The sequence below is a fragment of the Daejeonella sp. genome, assembly GCF_030695525.1.
In the GTDB taxonomy this organism is placed as follows: Bacteria; Bacteroidota; Bacteroidia; order Sphingobacteriales; family Sphingobacteriaceae; genus Daejeonella.
Genome location: NZ_JAUYSS010000032.1, coordinates 99,281 through 115,362 on the forward strand (window position 1 = coordinate 99,281; position 16,082 = coordinate 115,362).

Genomic DNA, 16,082 nt, shown 5'->3' on the forward strand with positions numbered 1-16,082 from the left:
TGCAATTATACAAAATATGAAACTATTTCATTCTTGTTCCGGATATAGAACAAGTAGTTATTTACCATAAAGAACGATTCAGGTTGCAGTTTTTGTATATCCCTGATCAATATTTCATCAAGTAAAATGGTATCTTCCTGATAAACAAGCAGTCTTTGCTGAATTTTATTTGTAATTTTTTCATGAAAACATATAATAGTATGATTTTCTAGACTTAATGCCGAGGGCTTTCCAATTATTTCAGCCCTCGTAAGGAAATCAGGAATTTCCGATTGTTGTATAAATTCAGGGAATAAAACTGGCTCCCGGGGATAGTTTACTTTTTCAGAATCTAATATACTTTCTCCATTAATATGGCTTATCCAGGAATATCTTCTAGGATTAATCCTTGGATCATATACCTGCAAACCCTCATCGGTTGCCCTGTTCAAAGATAAATTATAATGTGCCCATAAGATTTCAGCATTTAGAATATTAACAGAGATAATCCCTTTACTTTCCAGGCTTTCATGCTGATCAAAGCCTTTAATAATCAGATTTTTCTGTGCAATATACGCCAGATTGAGATTCCATGGTTCCTGAAAAATCTTTTCTTTAAAATGGACTTCGCCGGTGTGGTAATTCATGACGGTAAAAGATGTTTTCTTTAAATCTATTATGCGGCTTTCAATTGCCATTAAACCAAATTTATCATTCATCTCAATTTTCCAGATGATGCCATCAAATTTTTCGGATAAAATTTGTCTTAATTTTGATTTATTCAAGTTCATGAAAAGAAACACATAATTATTAACTCTGATTGAATCAGAGATGATCCTAAAATACATTAAAACTTTCGGGCATGAAAATTGTGAAGTTTTTTATATGAATCAATAAATCAATAATCATATGAACGCAAAAGAAATAAGTCTGGAAGAAAAAGAATTAAAGCCAATTGTAGATCATCTGAACGATTTACTTGCAAATTATCATATTCATTACCAAAAGTTAAGAGGCTGCCATTGGAATGTAAAAGGTTCGCATTTCTTTACACTTCATGTAAAATTTGAAGAACTCTACACCAATGCCCAGTTAACCATTGATGAACTTGCAGAACGCATACTGACAATAGGTAAATCACCTTATAGTACTTTTACAGATTACTTAAAAATATCAAAACTTAAAGAGATCAATACTATTGGGATGAAGGATACCGAAATGGTATTGGCTATTATGGATGATTTCAGTAATTTAATTGAAATGGAACGTGTGATTATGGACCTGGCTTCAAAAGCTGGTGATGAGGGTACAAGCGATCTTATCAATAAATTCATGCAGTTTAAAGAAAAGAATAACTGGATGCTCAGATCCTTTGTCGGAAAGAGTTAGTAAACAAAAAAAACCGCCTTCCGGCGGTTTTTTTTGTTAGAATCTGCTCCCTATTGTTAAGAAAACATTATTCCTGTTATTTTTTATACTTGCAATTGAGGTAGGATTATTATTGAATGAATAGGGCCACCTTTCTGAGTCAGATACTACTTTCTGGTAAGTAAGATCGATATAATAATTATTAATTCGATACCCTAAACCCCCGCTATAAGTACTTATATTAAAGCGTTTATAGTCTGTAACAACATAAGGATCGCCCTGTGAGCCATATCCCGCTCTGAGCATCAGATTATCAATTTTGTATTCTGCACCTATCCTGAAGTTAATTGCATCGGTATAATTTGTCACTACTGCTTTATTGTTATCAGATATTACCTGAATGTCACCTGTGTTTGCCTGTGCAAAGTTAATGGTTGAATAATCTACATAATCAATATCTGCGGAAATAAACCCCTTGTCTTCAAAGAAATAAGATATACCTGTACTGATTTTTAAAGGAGTTCGTAATTTGTATGTAAAATCATAGAATTCATCATTATTTACAAACTGCGAATCGACTCTGTTTTTACCATATTTTGTATCCAATCCTTCTGAATAGCTATCGTCAATGGTATACCAGGTTGGACTTTCTACCGCTGCTCCTAAGCGAACATTCGGGATTGGTCTGTAAATTGCACCAATCTTCGCATTGATTCCTGAGCCTCTGGTTAACTGTGATTGACGGTATGAGAGTTCATAATCATTGTTTTCGGTTACATTGAACCCTTTCTCCTGATATAAATCACTGGTATTGTAATTTATATTTGCAATACCAACACTTGCACCAACATAGAACTGATTGCTGTAATTTGCTCCGACACTAAAATTGACTTCAGATTGTCTTCCAAATCTCAGATCATTTTTTGTCTGTACATTATTGACATCAGTTTCGGGGAAATAGTATCCGCCCGGATTGTCATATCCGATCAGATAATTATCATAGGCCATCCTTTCCAATGAACCTGATTGAAGGGTATTTGGTGCTCCGTAATTATTGCTCGCGGATTCTGCAAAATAATCAGCAATTGAATTATTTGGATTTGTGCCTGAATACCCGATGCCATTGTCAAAACCCTGTGTTTGGCTGTATCCCAAACCAAAATTAAAACTTAACCATCCCTGGTCAAGCTTCGCACCTTTGGGTTTTGCTGCCCTGGTATGAAATACAACTGCGGCATTTGCCAGGCCAAGTTTATCCCCTCTTGCAATAGTTTGATTGCCAAGATAGTTCGAACTATTATTATAGCCGTTAAATTCAGGGGTAATACTCAACTCAGAACGTGTGAAAAAGCCTATTCCTGCAGGATTTCCGCCAACAGAACTTAAATCTCCCCCGACACCTGTTTGTGCGCCTATTGCTTTAAATCTGGCTGTGCTTCCCCACTGGGATCTTGAAAATCGTAATGCATCTTCCGAATACTGGGCACGTATCTCCCCTGTAGCAGCCACTATGACTGCCATAGAGAATAAAACTCTTAATTTCATAAAGTATCTCTCTTAGTTTCCTCTTGACGGACGTGGCCCACTGCTGCCGCCGCCTCCGTTATTATTGGATGGTTGTGAACTTCTTGAACCTGAACCATTATCTTGTCTTGGAGCAGTATAAATTCGCTCCGGCTGGGTGGTTCTTGCTGGGGGACTCTGGTTTACACGTTCAGGACGTGTGGTAGGCTGTGTCCGGTTTGGTGTATTGTTTGTTGGTTCAGTACCATAACGTTCTGCTCTTCCACGTGATTGAATGATATTCCCGCTGTTATCCCTGATAATTGAACCGGGTGCACCTATTACAGTACCCCTTTCCATTGGGATGTTATCTCCTGCGCGGGTTGGACGTGCACGGTAGTTAGGTGCGCTAACTGCCGGACTACTGTAAATCCCGCTGTAATATCCGCGGTTGAAATTACCCCGATTGAAATTACCGCCTCCAAATCCAAAAGAATTGTACGGATTATAGTAGGAATATGGTCCCCAGAAATTGTTGCCATAGTTAAATCCGTAATATCTCCATGGATTGTAGCTGAAAAACCCACTGTTAATTCCGATCCCAATATTTATACCTGGTGAACCGTAATAACTATATGGAAAAAAGGATGGGCTGAAAAATGGATCATAATTAAAACCGTAAATGCTGTTATAATAACTTAATGAAGGATGATATCCTCTGAACCGGTTAATACGTGAGGTATAATCAGTATAACCATAATTGCTGTAGGTATCACCGTATAATTCTTCTTCTGTAACATAATCAGAGGCCGGCTTCTCTTCCCGTATAACCCGCTCAGCAATCACAATCTCCTTAGCTTTTGCATTGGAGTAGTAAACGTCATCTTCAGGAAGTGTAATCTGAGCAGTTTTAGTACTCATACATGAAGAAAGACTTACTGCAATTATAAAAGCATGCAGTGCTGAAAAATAAATGATTTTCTTTATCATGGCCGTAGTATTTAATGTTAACGCTTAATATGTAGACGAGATTATATCCCTATTGGTTGCATTTCAAAAAATTATAATACATCGTCTAGTTTTATAACTTTGCCTAAAGTTTAAATTATATAAATATACGTAATTTTTTGACAGCTAAGTAAGATGAGTAAGGGTTTAACCAGTAGAGAAGAGGATTATTCACAGTGGTATAATGAAATAGTAGGGAAGGCAGATATGGCCGAACATTCTGCAGTGCGGGGTTGTATGGTCATAAAACCCTATGGCTATGCGATTTGGGAAAATATGCAGGCAGCTCTCGATAAAATGTTCAAAGAAACTGGCCATAGCAATGCCTATTTCCCATTATTCATTCCTAAGTCATTTTTTTCGAAGGAAGCATCTCATGTTGAGGGTTTCGCGACAGAATGTGCTGTAGTTACCCATTACCGCTTAAAAAATGATGGTAATGGAAATATTATTGTTGATGAGGATGCCAAGCTGGAAGAGGAACTGATTGTCAGACCAACTTCAGAGACTATTATATGGAACACCTATAAAGGATGGATACAATCCTACAGAGATTTACCAATTCTGGTTAATCAGTGGGCTAATGTGGTTCGCTGGGAAATGCGGACCAGACTATTTTTACGTACTGCCGAATTTCTATGGCAGGAAGGCCATACCGCTCATGCCACATCACAGGAAGCTATCGAAGAAACAGAGCGCATGCTTGATGTTTATGCAGATTTTGCAGAAAACTGGATGGCAGTTCCTGTCATCAAAGGCAAGAAAACGGCCAATGAACGTTTCGCAGGAGCTTTGGATACCTATTGCATTGAGGCTTTGATGCAGGATGGAAAAGCCTTACAGGCAGGAACTTCCCATTTCTTGGGTCAGAATTTTGCAAAGGCTTTTGATGTTAAGTTTACAAGTAAGGAAGGAAAACTCGATTATGTTTGGGCTACATCATGGGGAGTTTCAACACGGCTTATCGGGGCATTGATCATGGCACATTCTGATGATTCCGGATTGGTTTTACCTCCAAAACTGGCACCTATTCAGGTAGTTATCGTTCCGATCTATCGTTCGGACGAAGAACTCGAAAAAATATCTGAACTTGCGAAAGCGCTCTCAAATGAACTTAAACAAAAAAACATATCCGTAAAATATGACAACCGGGATACATTAAGACCTGGATTTAAATTTGCAGAGTATGAAATGAAGGGTGTTCCGGTTCGTTTGGCAATAGGAGGGCGTGATCTGGAAAATGGTACGATTGAGATCGCCAGAAGGGATACAAAAGAAAAGCAAACTATTTCGAGGGAAGGTATTATAGATCATATAGAAAATTTACTTTCAGATATTCAGCAGAATATATTCAATAAAGCCCTTAGATTCAGAGAGGAAAACACTCATGAGGCGAACTCATACGAGGAGTTTAAAGAAATTTTGGATACCAGGGCAGGATTTATTTCAGCGCATTGGGATGGTACATCTGAAACCGAAAAGCGCATAAAAGACGAAACAAAGGCAACGATACGTTGTATTCCTTTAAATAATAAATTAGAGAGCGGATCTTGTATGGTGACCGGAAATCCTTCCACACAAAGGGTGTTGTTTGCCAGAGCATATTAAAAATTGAAAAATGGAAGAAGTTGAATCTTATGAACATATTTTAAAGCTACTTGAGAATAAAGCTTCAGTAAAGCAGCAAATTTTCCAAACAACTTCTTCTGTTTTTAATCAGTTTAAAGTGGTGCTTCAGGAGATCTGTCTTGATATGCAGAATGATTTTCACAAAATAGATCGGAATGTTGAGATTAGCTACTCTGACAGGGGAGATTTTGAAGCACAACTTAAGTTCTCAGGCGATGTTCTGGTTTTATCCATGCACAGCAATGTGTTCAGTTTCCCACCTGAACATGAGATCAATAAACTAAAATATGTTCAGGATGACCCCTCTAGGAAATATTGCGGAATCATTCACATTCATAATTTTCTTGCTGACTCCTTAAAGTATAACAGAAGTTCAGATATTGGTTATCTGATAGGCAGGATATTCATAAACAGGGAAGAACATTTCTTTGTAGACGGTCAGAGCCAGCTTGGTTTTCTCTTTAACTCATTCTGGAAAGGCAAATTAAAAAAAGAGCAGATCAGGAAGATCCTGGAACTTGCTATAATTTATTGTATGGATTTTGATTTGCTGACTCCACCTTTTGAAGCTGTAAGGCAAATATCTCTGGAGGAAAAACAATACATGGGCTCAAATTCAGGTTATCCTACAGGCAAACACATGGGCTATAAATTTAAACAGGAACTTAATCCATCTTTAGTTCCGGTAAATAAGAGTAAATAACCTGCTTAATTTCAATTAATTCATAACTATATCCATTTTTTGTAATTCGCAAGATCTTTAATAAAATATCTATGAAATTCGGAACCAAAGCAATACATGCCGGGCAGGAACCAGATCCAAGTACCGGGGCAATAATGACTCCAATCTATCAGACTTCAACTTACTGGCAGAAGTCGCCTGGAGACAATAAGGGGTTTGAATATTCCAGGGGAACCAACCCAACACGTAAAGCATTGGAATCATGCCTTGCGGCACTTGAAAACGCAAAACACGGACTGGCTTTTTCCAGTGGGATGGGCGCTACTGATGCTGTGATGAAACTTTTAAGTCCGGGTGATGAAGTGATTACAGGGGATGATCTTTATGGAGGTTCCTATCGCATATTCACCAAAATATTTTCAAATTATGGCATCAAATTTCATTTTATAAATATGAATGATGCTCAGAATGTGAAGCAGTATATAAACCAGAATACCAAATTGATCTGGATTGAAACACCTACTAATCCAACCATGCAAATTGTTGATATAGAGGCTGTCGCTGCAATTGCAAAATCAAATAAGATATTGTTGGCTGTAGATAATACCTTTGCCTCTCCTTATCTTCAGAATCCGATTGATCTTGGGGCAGATATCGTAATGCATTCAGTTACCAAATACCTTGGGGGCCATTCAGATGTCGTCATGGGCGCATTAATGTTGAATGATGATGATCTGTATAATCGTCTTTGGTTCATTTATAATGCTTGTGGTGCAACACCCGGGCCAATGGATAGTTTTCTTGTTTTAAGGGGGCTAAAAACACTTCATCTTCGAATGAAAGCCCATTGTGAAAATGGCTCTCAAGTCGCAACCTATTTGAAAACCCATCCTAAAGTGGATAAAATATACTGGCCCGGATTTTCCGATCATCCCAACCACGATATTGCAAAAAAACAAATGCGTGATTTCGGTGGAATGATTTCTATCACACTGAAAGGAGCTGATTTGCAGGAGACTTACAGGGTTGCATCTTCATTTAAAGTTTTTTCATTAGCTGAATCACTGGGTGGGGTTGAATCGCTGATTAATCACCCGGTATCTATGACCCATGGCTCTATTCCAAAAGCTGAACGTGATAAAGTTGGGGTAACTGATAATCTTTTACGGTTAAGCGTAGGAGTGGAGGATATAGAAGATTTGCTTGATGATTTGAAACAAGCACTTTCCTGATTGATTGAAATTAAATGATAGCTTACCCGGCTTCCTTTCATACTTTTCAGGAACTGAAAGAATTTCTTGATGTCAAATTCGATCAGTATAACCGACCGGGTTTTATAGAAAATGATCCGATCTGCATTCCTCACCTATTTGCGAGAAAGCAGGATATCGAGATCATGGGCTTCTGGGCATCAATTCTGGCCTGGGGGCAAAGAAAAACGATTATTAATAAGTGTAAAGAACTTATTTACTTGATGGACGGCGTTCCTTATGATTTTATTTTAAATCACCAGGAAACCGATCTGAAACGTTTCGCCAATTTTAAGCACCGCACCTTCAACGATACAGATACCTTATATTTCATTGAGTTTTTCAGACAGCACTATTTAAGGTCTGATACATTGGAAACAGCTTTTAAGACTTTAAGACCAAATATTTTCCGTGAAGACTTTATTGAAGAGGGAAAGCTTTCTTCGGAATATAATGAAGTTGCATCTGCACCATGTTTCCTTAGCGAATTGAAAAACAAAAATTCAGAATCTGTTACAGAATATGCATTAAATTCCTTCAGAACATATTTTTTCTCTTTACCTGATTTTCCGGCACGTACAAAAAAGCATATCAGTTCGCCTTCAAAAAAATCAACTTGTAAAAGACTGAATATGTTTTTACGGTGGATGGTACGTAAAGATGATCGGGGTGTAGATTTCGGACTCTGGAACAGCATTAAACCTTCAGATCTGATCTGTCCGACAGATCTTCATGTTGAACGGGTAGCAAGAAAGTTAAAACTCATCAGCCGGAAGCAGGTTGATTGGCTAACTGCAACTGAACTAACTGAAAACCTACGGAAATTTGATCCTAATGACCCTGTCAAGTATGATTTTGCATTATTTGGTTTAGGCATTGAGGAACAATTTCAAAACCGGATCATCTGAATAGGGCCTATTTTTTTACACTTCTGACTTATCGATTTTCTTTTTTCGAATAATTAATTTGGGAAATTTGATAGGCTTTTTTAGGATAACCTCATCACCCAGGAGAATTCCCCAGGGTTTGAACATTTCTGAGCGGTCAAAAATTACTTTGAAAATTGCGATCATAGGCAGGGCAAGGAACATACCAGTAAAACCGGCCAGACTTCCTGAAATAAATACACCCAATATCGCAGCAAAAGCATTTATTCTGACTTTTGAACCTACAATTCTTGGCATTAAAATATTATTATCAAGAAACTGAACTGCTGCAATAACACCAAGAACAATGAATACCGGTAATATTTCCTGTGAATTAGTTAGTGTAAGAAGTACACCTATTATATTCCCTATCAAGGCACCTATATAAGGAATCAGGTTTAATATTGCAAAGATCACACCTATTAATAAGGCGTGCTTTATGCCAAATAGAAGTAGTAATCCTCCTAAAAGTACTATGATATAACTTATCTGGATCATAAGTCCGATCAGATAGCCCTTTATTATCACTTCGGTTTCTTTCATGACTTCCTCAACTTTTTTATGTTCTGCTTTTTCAAACCATACAAATACAAAGCGTATCAGCAGTGATTTATAGGATAAAAAAAGATAAATGTATATAGGTACCAGTCCAATGTAAATTAAAATAGAGGTTATTGAATTTGCAGCACCACCGAGAATTGCTCCTGCATTGGACAGAATTTTATTACTTTGCTCATTTATAAATTTTAGCTGTTCAGGAGTTGAAAAATTGGTTTTTTGGTTGATCCATCCGCTCAAATCAGCCAAATGCATCGCTATATTCTTCTTAATCATCGGAAACTCAGCCAGAAGGCTGTTGAATTGTCCGGTAAAGAACCAGATAACCAGTGCAATTAAAACAGCCCCTAGTAATATGGGTAAAAGGATAGCCAAAAATTCTGGTGCTTTTTTTGACCTCAGAAATCGGTAAACCGGAAGCAGAACTATACTCAGGAAAAAAGCAAGAATTACCGGCATAATGATTTGCTGACCATAGGCAACTAGTACCCCTATAAGGCAAAGACCCATTAATTCTATTGATCGTTTAACGGTTAGTGGTAATTCCTTCATATTAGTTGACTTCAGTTTGATATCTGGTTAGATATTTAATCTTGATGATTATGTAGAACAGGTAAAAGTTAAAACACAGCAGAATTCATACCAAAATTCATTTTAGGGCTCAAAGTAATATTTTAAAACAAATATAATAGAACCCCCATTATATTGAATAGTATGTCATATTTCATAATAAAAAATGACTTTGTTTTTATTACGTTATCATGAGTGCCTTTTTTCCTGTTATCCTTGTTAAGATTTTAGTGTTTTGTATTAAATTTAAATTAATAATTTATCTCAATATTTTATATTTTAAAAAAAATAGGAAATGAAATATAGTTTTAGTTAAATAATTTAATTTATCTTTCGTAAACAAAACGTAAATATTTTATTAAAAATGAGAACATTAAGTTTATTGGCGATCACTGCATTAGTTGCGGCATCGTTTACTGCGAATGCAGCAGGCGGAAAAATTAAGATCAGACACAAAGGAAAAATGATTGAAGTTTCTTCGAATGCATTGGATGCACATTTAGACCATGGGGATGTTCAATTATTTCCATACAAGGGAACTTTTTTATCTCAGGCTGAAATAAATGCTGACCTTGCTGCAATAGAACAAGAATTTGTAGATACACCTCGTGAGGATGGTGAAATTGATCAGGAAGAACCGGCACCAGAAGACGAATTCTAAGAATAGGTTGAATCAAAATACCTCATATTTATTGAACTCCAATTTTTATCTGGTTGTAAGAAAATTATTATTTTTTCTACAACCAGATTTTTTATGACGATTGGTAAATAATATTATTAGCCTGTTTTTATTCCCAATATTATCTCATTCATCTCCTAAAATGCCTTAAGGCCTCTTAACCTTCTAAGCGAATTTCCCTTAATTTGTTTATATAGATTTATTCTCTTAAAATGTTGATAACATTCATTTGTAGTTTTATGTGCTAATATTAAATTTGCAATGCTTTAGGTTTCCGAAATCAAAATCGGAATTAAAAGGGAACCGGGTTAGAATCCCGGACAGTCCCGCTGCTGTGTTCTCCATAACGGTTCCATAATAAGCCACTTTTCGCCATATGCGGATGGGAAGGCAGGATAAACCGGGAGTAAGTCAGAAGACCTGCCTCTGCATAATAATTCATAGCTTTCGGGGATTGAAGCTTGGAGAGGACTATTCGCAAGAATAGATTCATTTCTGGTATTCCTTCATTATCTGTTTGCTGTGGGACAAAAACTCACAACAAAATGAAAACAAAAAAACTTTACGTTGGGCTAAGTCTGGGACTTGCACAACTGGTATTGCTGAACAGCAGTACCCTGGCACAGGAAAGACCTGCGTCAAATCTCGATGAAGTGGTGGTAGTGGCCAGCCGTTCACCCAAAAAATTATCGGAAATAGGGAAGGTGGTTCGGGTAATCACTGCAGAAACGATTTCAAAAAGTCAGGGTAGGACTTTGCCCGAACTGTTAAACAATGTGGCCGGCTTGACAATAGGAGGAAATGGAGGAAATCCTGCTGATATTAAGGCTGTGTATCTCCGTGGTGCAAGTGCTGCCAATACCCTGATACTGATTGATGGTATTCCTGTAAATGATGCATCAGAAATATCCGGAGAATACAATATTTCGGCCATTGGGATTGAAAATATTGAGCGCATTGAAATTTTAAAGGGAGGAAATTCTACATTATATGGTTCTGATGCAGTAGCAGGCGTTATTAATGTGATTACCAGAAAAGGCAGCGGCAAATTAGCAGCAAATCTTCTGGCTACCGGAGGGAGTTACGGAACTTATAAACAAGTTTTAGGTTTGAGCGGACAAATCGAAAATACATCTTTATCATTCAATGCCTCTAATCTGGATTCAAAGAATTTCTCTTCAGCAATGCCTGCTAATGCTGAATCAGGTTTTGATAAGGATGGATTCCATCAGAAATCCATGATGTTTAATATGGGGCAGCGGGTAAGCAAAAACTTTCTGTTAAGAGGGAACTTTCAGGCTAACAATAATGCCGCCGACCTCGATAATGGTGCATTTGCTGATGCAAAGGACTATACCTATAGCAAATCTTCATTTCTGGCCGGAATTGGGGGGAAGCTGGATCTAAATAAAGCTGTTCTCAATTTCAATCTAAGCCAGAATAACCTGAAAAATAAATATAATAATCAGGGTTCACTTACCAATAATACAGGGAATATTACGCATCTGGAAACTAACCTCAATTATGCTTTCAATAATTTTATAGATGTGGCAAGTGGCATTTCATACAGGAATCTTAGTACTGATCAGAGAAATCCATTTAGTTCAAGATTATTTGCAGACAATAATATAAAAAGTCTGTTCAGCTCTCTTTTTATTAAATCAAAATTGGGCTTTCAGGCAGAGATTGGTGGTCGATTTAATGATCATAGTGAATACGGCAGTAACTTTACCTATACTATAAATCCATCCTACCTCATTGCAGACCGTTATAAGGTATTTGCAAACCTTTCATCTGCTTACAGAGTGCCATCCCTGTATCAGTTGTTTTCAGAATACGGGAATTTGGCTCTTAGTCCTGAAACATCCAGAACTTATGAAGCAGGTTTTGATCTGAATTTTACACCGCAAATAAATCTATCCCTTTCTTATTTTAAGAGGGATATTGAAAATGTAATTGATTTTGGTCAGGTTTCTCCTGGTAAATTTGGTTACTTAAATCAAAATAAACAAAATGATAAAGGTTATGAAGTTGAACTAAGCTATAAACCAAATGGATTACTGAATCTGAATGCTTTCTATGCTTATGTAGATGGGGAGGTGACTACTCCGGCAGGCACATCTTTTAATCTCTTCCGTAGGCCAAAGAATTCTTTCGGATTGAATGCGGGTCTTGATTTAAGTAAATCCCTAAGCTTTAATCTGATCTATAAGTTTACTGGCGACAGAAGAGACAGATATTTTGATGGTAAGACTTTCAAAACGGTGGACGCTGAACTGGGTTCATTTAATGTGCTGGATGTTTATGCGCAATACAAAGTTTCAACCAGACTTAGCTTGTTTACAGATGTTAAGAATGTGCTGGATGAGAATTATGTCGAATTTGCAGGCTATCAAACAAAAGGGATTAATTTTAATGCTGGATTTAAGTTAGATATCCGATAAGTTGCAAAACCAAATAATAAATAGCGATGGATGAAAATTCATCGCTATTTTTGTTTTAAGACAGATTATTCATGATGAAGGCAGTTTTATTTTGGAGTGCAGGTAAGGATTCAGCAATGGCATTAAACAGGCTTAAACAAAACCCTCAGGTCGAAATAATAGGACTTATAACCACTTTAAATAGTGATTATAAGCGAATTTCAATGCATGGAATAGCCGAACAAGTGCTTGACAGGCAAGCTGAGCAACTTGGATTTCCAGTCATTAAAATGTGGGTATCAAGTCAGCCTGACAATCATACTTATGAAGAGGCATTTATGAAAACCTGTTCACAATTAACAGAAATGAGTGTTGACACCCTGGTGTTTGGAGATATTTTTCTGGAAGACCTCCGGGTATATCGGGAGGATTTAGCAACAAAGGCGGGCTTGAAAACATATTTTCCTTTGTGGAAGATTTCTTTGATGGAACTTCAAAAAGAGTTATCAGATGGAGGATATGAAGCTATAACTTGCTGTGTCCAATCGGATAAATTAGGGATGGATTGGATTGGAAAACAATTAAATCCGGATTTCTTCAAGAAATTACCCCATGGAATTGATCCATTCGGAGAAAATGGTGAATTCCACACTTTTTGTTACAATGGGCCAATCTTCAGAGAGCCTATAACTTATCAAACCGGAGAAGTTGTATTCAGACCATTGCAAATTAAGCAAACAGACATGGCAGAGGAAGCTGGATTCTTATACCTGGATATAATCTGACAAAAACCATGAAAAAAATTGTTGTATTTACAGGAGCCGGTATCTCAGCCGAAAGTGGCTTAAAAACTTTCAGAGATTCTGGGGGACTATGGGAAGGGTACAATGTTTATGATGTTGCTACCCCGGAAGCCTGGAGACGGGATCCCAACCTTGTGCAAAATTTTTATAATGAACGACGTAAATCTGTTCTTGAAGCTGAACCCAATGCAGCACATTATGCTCTGGTTAAACTGGAAGAAAAGTATGATGTGACAATCATTACTCAAAATGTCGATGATCTTCATGAACGTGCAGGATCTTCCAAAATTATTCATTTACATGGCCTGATCACAAAGTCCCAATCGGATAAAAACCCCAATCTGACCTATGACATTTCCGGCTGGGAATTGAAAATGGGCGAAAGTTGTGAATTAGGCTCTCAGCTTCGGCCACATGTTGTTTGGTTTGGAGAAGCTGTTCCAATGATCGAAAAAGCTGCTGAAAAATGCTACGTTGCTGATATATTCATAGTAATAGGTACCTCATTACAGGTTTACCCGGCAGCAGGCCTCATTGATCTGATACCTGGTAAAGCCCAGAAATTTCTGGTAGATCCCAAGGCAATGGAGATATCTGCAATAAATATTGAACGGATTCCTGAAAGCTCTGTTGCTGCTGTTCCTGAATTGGTAGAGCGATTGTTAAATCAATAAGTTAATGTATGAGATTAGCCTATCCTGATGTAGTACTATCAGCGATTGGCCTTTATGGGCTTTTGGTCTTATAGGAACCAGTTTGCTTTGTATGGAATGAAATAGCTTAGAACGGTACTTTAGCATTATATTTACTTAAGCAGAGGATAAGAACTGATAAGAAATTATATACAAATGAAGATGAATCAAAACTCAAGACGAAATTTTTTGCAAAAGTCAGCAATAACTGCAGGTCTCATGTCTATAGGCAACATTGGCATGTCTGAAACATCAGGCATAGACCATCCCTTAAATTCCCAAAAAAATTCAGCTAACAAACTTCCACGCGAGGTTTGGATAGCAAGTTTTTCGCAAGAAAAACTATCTGAAGACACTCCGGATTTAATGGTTAATAGAGTGTTGGAATATCTGAAGGGTATCGAACCTTTTAGCCCCGATGTGATTTGCCTGCCCGAATGTTTCTACATTGCAAATACTAAAATGGATGGTAAGTTCTCTGTAAAGCAAAGGATAATTAAATCAGAAGAAGTGTTAAACCAGTTTTCTGATTTCTCTAAAAAAAACAATTGCTACACTATATGTTCTGTTGATACCCCTGCAGGGGATGGGATGTTTTATATCTCGTCTGTTGTTATTGACCGGCAAGGGAAACGTGTCGGAGCGTATCATAAAGTTCATCCGACAGAAGGTGAGATAAAAAGTGGAGTGATGCCCGGACCATTATTTCAGCCTGTTATCCAAACTGATTTCGGGAAAATTGGGGTTCAGATTTGCTTTGATATATTATGGGATGATGGATGGGAGATGTACCGTAAACAGGGAGCTGAAATCATTTTCTTCCCTTCAGCTTTTTCAGCCGGACAAATGATTAATGCACGTGCATGGAAGCATAAATGCGTTGTAGTTTCCAGTACCAGAAAAGGAACCAGTAAAATATGCAGTATCAGTGGTGAAGAGCTGGCAAAGACAGGCTCCTGGAACCCTCAACTTTGTTGGGCTCCTGTAAACCTGGAGAAAGTCTTTTTACATCTATGGCCATTCGTACAACATTTTCCTGCAATTCAGAAAAAATACGGACGCAAAGTGGATATAAAAGTTTTCCATGAGGAAGAGTGGGCAATTATAGAAAGTTTATCTCCGGATGTCCTGGTGAAGGATATTTTAAAAGAGTTTAATCTTAAAACTCACGAAGAGATTACTGTTGAAGGCGAAAGGGCACAATTAGAAGCTCGTAAAAAATATGCATCGTAAATCCTCTCGGAGAGGGGAAAAACATTAAATTCCACATTTAAATCCCGAGTAAGGAATTCAGGATTTTTACAAAGATCAGAACTATTCCAGTTGTATATTCTACGAATTATCTCTTAATCCCAAACTAAACTTTTGCCAATACAGGATATCTTTTTGATAAAAGATAGAAACTTCCAAATAAGAGTGCCGAAAATACCAAATTACCTACCAGCATATTTCTAAAGAATGGAAGGCCTGCAGCATACGAAGTCAGAATTCCTGATATATTTCGTGGGTATAGGGTAGCCGGATATAAAAATGCAAAATTAGTGATCAGATAAAAAACTGATGCGCTGATAAATGAAGCTAAAATTACATTAGTCGCGTTTACCTTATTCCTGATCATGAACCCGCATGCAACCATTGCAACAAAGCCGATATAGACCGCAATACTAAATCCATTTCCAATGAATAGGTCGGAGACAGCCATAGCTGCTATCGGTACAATGAATGCCATTCGTTTATCACTGAACTGAGCGCCTGCAAATATTGCCAGGGCTCCAATGGCCGTAAAGTTCCAGATATGTGGAATCAAATAGGGTAGTGCCCTGCTTAGTGCAGCTGCAATGACAAGAAGAGTTAATACTATAAAACGGCTTGTGATGATATGTTTCATGATACAAAAATAGGAAAATAAATCTAAGCTTTTAAAATGTATTGAAATATATAATAATATCGAAACCTCCCATAAATTTGGCGTTTTTGCCTAATAAAATATTATTTTGTTTGATATTATAAAT

At 37.3% G+C, this 16,082-nt stretch carries 15 protein-coding genes and 1 riboswitch; of the genes, 10 read left to right on the forward strand and 5 right to left on the reverse strand.

Features of this window, described 5'->3' with window-relative positions:
- Positions 1-5: 5 nt before the first annotated feature.
- Complete coding sequence (locus Q8S11_RS07480; protein WP_305661463.1) at positions 6-770, reverse strand: DUF4905 domain-containing protein; 765 nt, start codon at positions 768-770, stop codon at positions 6-8.
- Between the two features lie 118 nt (positions 771-888).
- On the opposite strand from Q8S11_RS07480, the gene Q8S11_RS07485 reads away from it, so the two are divergent.
- Positions 889-1,368 carry a Dps family protein gene (locus Q8S11_RS07485; protein ID WP_305661464.1) on the forward strand — a complete coding sequence of 160 codons (480 nt, stop codon included), beginning with the start codon at positions 889-891 and terminating at the stop codon, positions 1,366-1,368.
- Positions 1,369-1,404: 36 nt separating this feature from the next.
- On the opposite strand, the gene Q8S11_RS07490 is transcribed toward Q8S11_RS07485, so the two are convergent.
- Together Q8S11_RS07490 and Q8S11_RS07495 are read right to left on the reverse strand one after the other, a co-directional pair.
- Entirely contained in the window at positions 1,405-2,892 is a 1,488-nt protein-coding gene (locus Q8S11_RS07490; protein ID WP_305661465.1) for an OmpP1/FadL family transporter, read from the reverse strand.
- Between the two features lie 12 nt (positions 2,893-2,904).
- On the reverse strand, positions 2,905-3,840 hold the full coding sequence (locus Q8S11_RS07495; RefSeq protein ID WP_305661466.1) for a hypothetical protein: 936 nt from the start codon (positions 3,838-3,840) through the stop codon (positions 2,905-2,907).
- Positions 3,841-3,993: 153 nt separating this feature from the next.
- Between Q8S11_RS07495 and proS the strand changes: the two genes are divergently transcribed.
- The 4 genes from proS (at position 3,994) to Q8S11_RS07515 (ending at position 8,327) form a co-directional block, all read left to right on the forward strand.
- On the forward strand, positions 3,994-5,466 hold the full coding sequence (gene proS, locus Q8S11_RS07500; RefSeq protein WP_305661467.1) for a proline--tRNA ligase: 1,473 nt from the start codon (positions 3,994-3,996) through the stop codon (positions 5,464-5,466).
- Between the two features lie 10 nt (positions 5,467-5,476).
- The gene (locus tag Q8S11_RS07505; RefSeq protein WP_305661468.1) at positions 5,477-6,190 is read left to right on the forward strand and encodes a hypothetical protein; all 714 of its coding nucleotides are present in this window, start codon (positions 5,477-5,479) and stop codon (positions 6,188-6,190) included.
- A gap of 71 nt (positions 6,191-6,261) precedes the next feature.
- On the forward strand, positions 6,262-7,401 hold the full coding sequence (locus Q8S11_RS07510) for a cystathionine gamma-synthase (RefSeq protein WP_305661469.1): 1,140 nt from the start codon (positions 6,262-6,264) through the stop codon (positions 7,399-7,401).
- 14 nt (positions 7,402-7,415) lie between these two features.
- Positions 7,416-8,327: a TIGR02757 family protein gene (locus Q8S11_RS07515; RefSeq protein WP_305661470.1), complete on the forward strand. Its 912-nt coding sequence runs from the start codon at positions 7,416-7,418 to the stop codon at positions 8,325-8,327.
- 15 nt (positions 8,328-8,342) lie between these two features.
- On the opposite strand, the gene Q8S11_RS07520 is transcribed toward Q8S11_RS07515, so the two are convergent.
- Positions 8,343-9,455: an AI-2E family transporter gene (locus Q8S11_RS07520; protein WP_305661471.1), complete on the reverse strand. Its 1,113-nt coding sequence runs from the start codon at positions 9,453-9,455 to the stop codon at positions 8,343-8,345.
- Positions 9,456-9,837: 382 nt separating this feature from the next.
- On the opposite strand from Q8S11_RS07520, the gene Q8S11_RS07525 reads away from it, so the two are divergent.
- From Q8S11_RS07525 to Q8S11_RS07545, 5 genes are all read left to right on the forward strand, one after another.
- Positions 9,838-10,134, forward strand: coding sequence for a hypothetical protein (locus tag Q8S11_RS07525; RefSeq protein ID WP_305661472.1), 297 nt, complete (start codon positions 9,838-9,840; stop codon positions 10,132-10,134).
- 269 nt (positions 10,135-10,403) lie between these two features.
- Positions 10,404-10,595: riboswitch (cobalamin riboswitch) on the forward strand.
- 102 nt (positions 10,596-10,697) lie between these two features.
- On the forward strand, positions 10,698-12,596 hold the full coding sequence (locus Q8S11_RS07530; RefSeq protein WP_305661473.1) for a TonB-dependent siderophore receptor: 1,899 nt from the start codon (positions 10,698-10,700) through the stop codon (positions 12,594-12,596).
- Between the two features lie 71 nt (positions 12,597-12,667).
- Complete coding sequence (locus tag Q8S11_RS07535; protein WP_305661474.1) at positions 12,668-13,360, forward strand: ATP-binding protein; 693 nt, start codon at positions 12,668-12,670, stop codon at positions 13,358-13,360.
- Between the two features lie 8 nt (positions 13,361-13,368).
- Positions 13,369-14,052 carry an NAD-dependent deacylase gene (locus Q8S11_RS07540; protein ID WP_305661475.1) on the forward strand — a complete coding sequence of 228 codons (684 nt, stop codon included), beginning with the start codon at positions 13,369-13,371 and terminating at the stop codon, positions 14,050-14,052.
- Positions 14,053-14,232: 180 nt separating this feature from the next.
- Positions 14,233-15,303 carry a carbon-nitrogen hydrolase family protein gene (locus tag Q8S11_RS07545; RefSeq protein WP_305661476.1) on the forward strand — a complete coding sequence of 357 codons (1,071 nt, stop codon included), beginning with the start codon at positions 14,233-14,235 and terminating at the stop codon, positions 15,301-15,303.
- A gap of 124 nt (positions 15,304-15,427) precedes the next feature.
- Here Q8S11_RS07545 and Q8S11_RS07550 read toward each other — a convergent pair whose 3' ends face one another.
- Positions 15,428-15,958, reverse strand: a complete 531-nt coding sequence (locus Q8S11_RS07550) for a DUF6580 family putative transport protein (protein ID WP_305661477.1) — start codon at positions 15,956-15,958, stop codon at positions 15,428-15,430.
- Positions 15,959-16,082 lie beyond the last annotated feature (124 nt).

What these genes read in the sequence shown, in the direction of transcription:
- Q8S11_RS07490 (WP_305661465.1), bottom strand. Translation starts at nt 2,892, where the DNA reads ATGAAATTAAGAGTTTTATTCTCTATGGCAGTCATAGTGGCTGCTACA.
- Q8S11_RS07520 (WP_305661471.1), bottom strand. Translation starts at nt 9,455, where the DNA reads ATGAAGGAATTACCACTAACCGTTAAACGATCAATAGAATTAATGGGT.
- Q8S11_RS07525 (WP_305661472.1), top strand. Translation starts at nt 9,838, where the DNA reads ATGAGAACATTAAGTTTATTGGCGATCACTGCATTAGTTGCGGCATCG.
- Q8S11_RS07485 (WP_305661464.1), top strand. Translation starts at nt 889, where the DNA reads ATGAACGCAAAAGAAATAAGTCTGGAAGAAAAAGAATTAAAGCCAATT.
- Q8S11_RS07495 (WP_305661466.1), bottom strand. Translation starts at nt 3,840, where the DNA reads ATGATAAAGAAAATCATTTATTTTTCAGCACTGCATGCTTTTATAATT.
- proS (WP_305661467.1), top strand. Translation starts at nt 3,994, where the DNA reads ATGAGTAAGGGTTTAACCAGTAGAGAAGAGGATTATTCACAGTGGTAT.
- Q8S11_RS07505 (WP_305661468.1), top strand. Translation starts at nt 5,477, where the DNA reads ATGGAAGAAGTTGAATCTTATGAACATATTTTAAAGCTACTTGAGAAT.
- Q8S11_RS07530 (WP_305661473.1), top strand. Translation starts at nt 10,698, where the DNA reads ATGAAAACAAAAAAACTTTACGTTGGGCTAAGTCTGGGACTTGCACAA.
- Q8S11_RS07535 (WP_305661474.1), top strand. Translation starts at nt 12,668, where the DNA reads ATGATGAAGGCAGTTTTATTTTGGAGTGCAGGTAAGGATTCAGCAATG.
- Q8S11_RS07550 (WP_305661477.1), bottom strand. Translation starts at nt 15,958, where the DNA reads ATGAAACATATCATCACAAGCCGTTTTATAGTATTAACTCTTCTTGTC.
- Q8S11_RS07510 (WP_305661469.1), top strand. Translation starts at nt 6,262, where the DNA reads ATGAAATTCGGAACCAAAGCAATACATGCCGGGCAGGAACCAGATCCA.
- Q8S11_RS07480 (WP_305661463.1), bottom strand. Translation starts at nt 770, where the DNA reads ATGAACTTGAATAAATCAAAATTAAGACAAATTTTATCCGAAAAATTT.
- Q8S11_RS07545 (WP_305661476.1), top strand. Translation starts at nt 14,233, where the DNA reads ATGAATCAAAACTCAAGACGAAATTTTTTGCAAAAGTCAGCAATAACT.
- Q8S11_RS07540 (WP_305661475.1), top strand. Translation starts at nt 13,369, where the DNA reads ATGAAAAAAATTGTTGTATTTACAGGAGCCGGTATCTCAGCCGAAAGT.
- Q8S11_RS07515 (WP_305661470.1), top strand. Translation starts at nt 7,416, where the DNA reads ATGATAGCTTACCCGGCTTCCTTTCATACTTTTCAGGAACTGAAAGAA.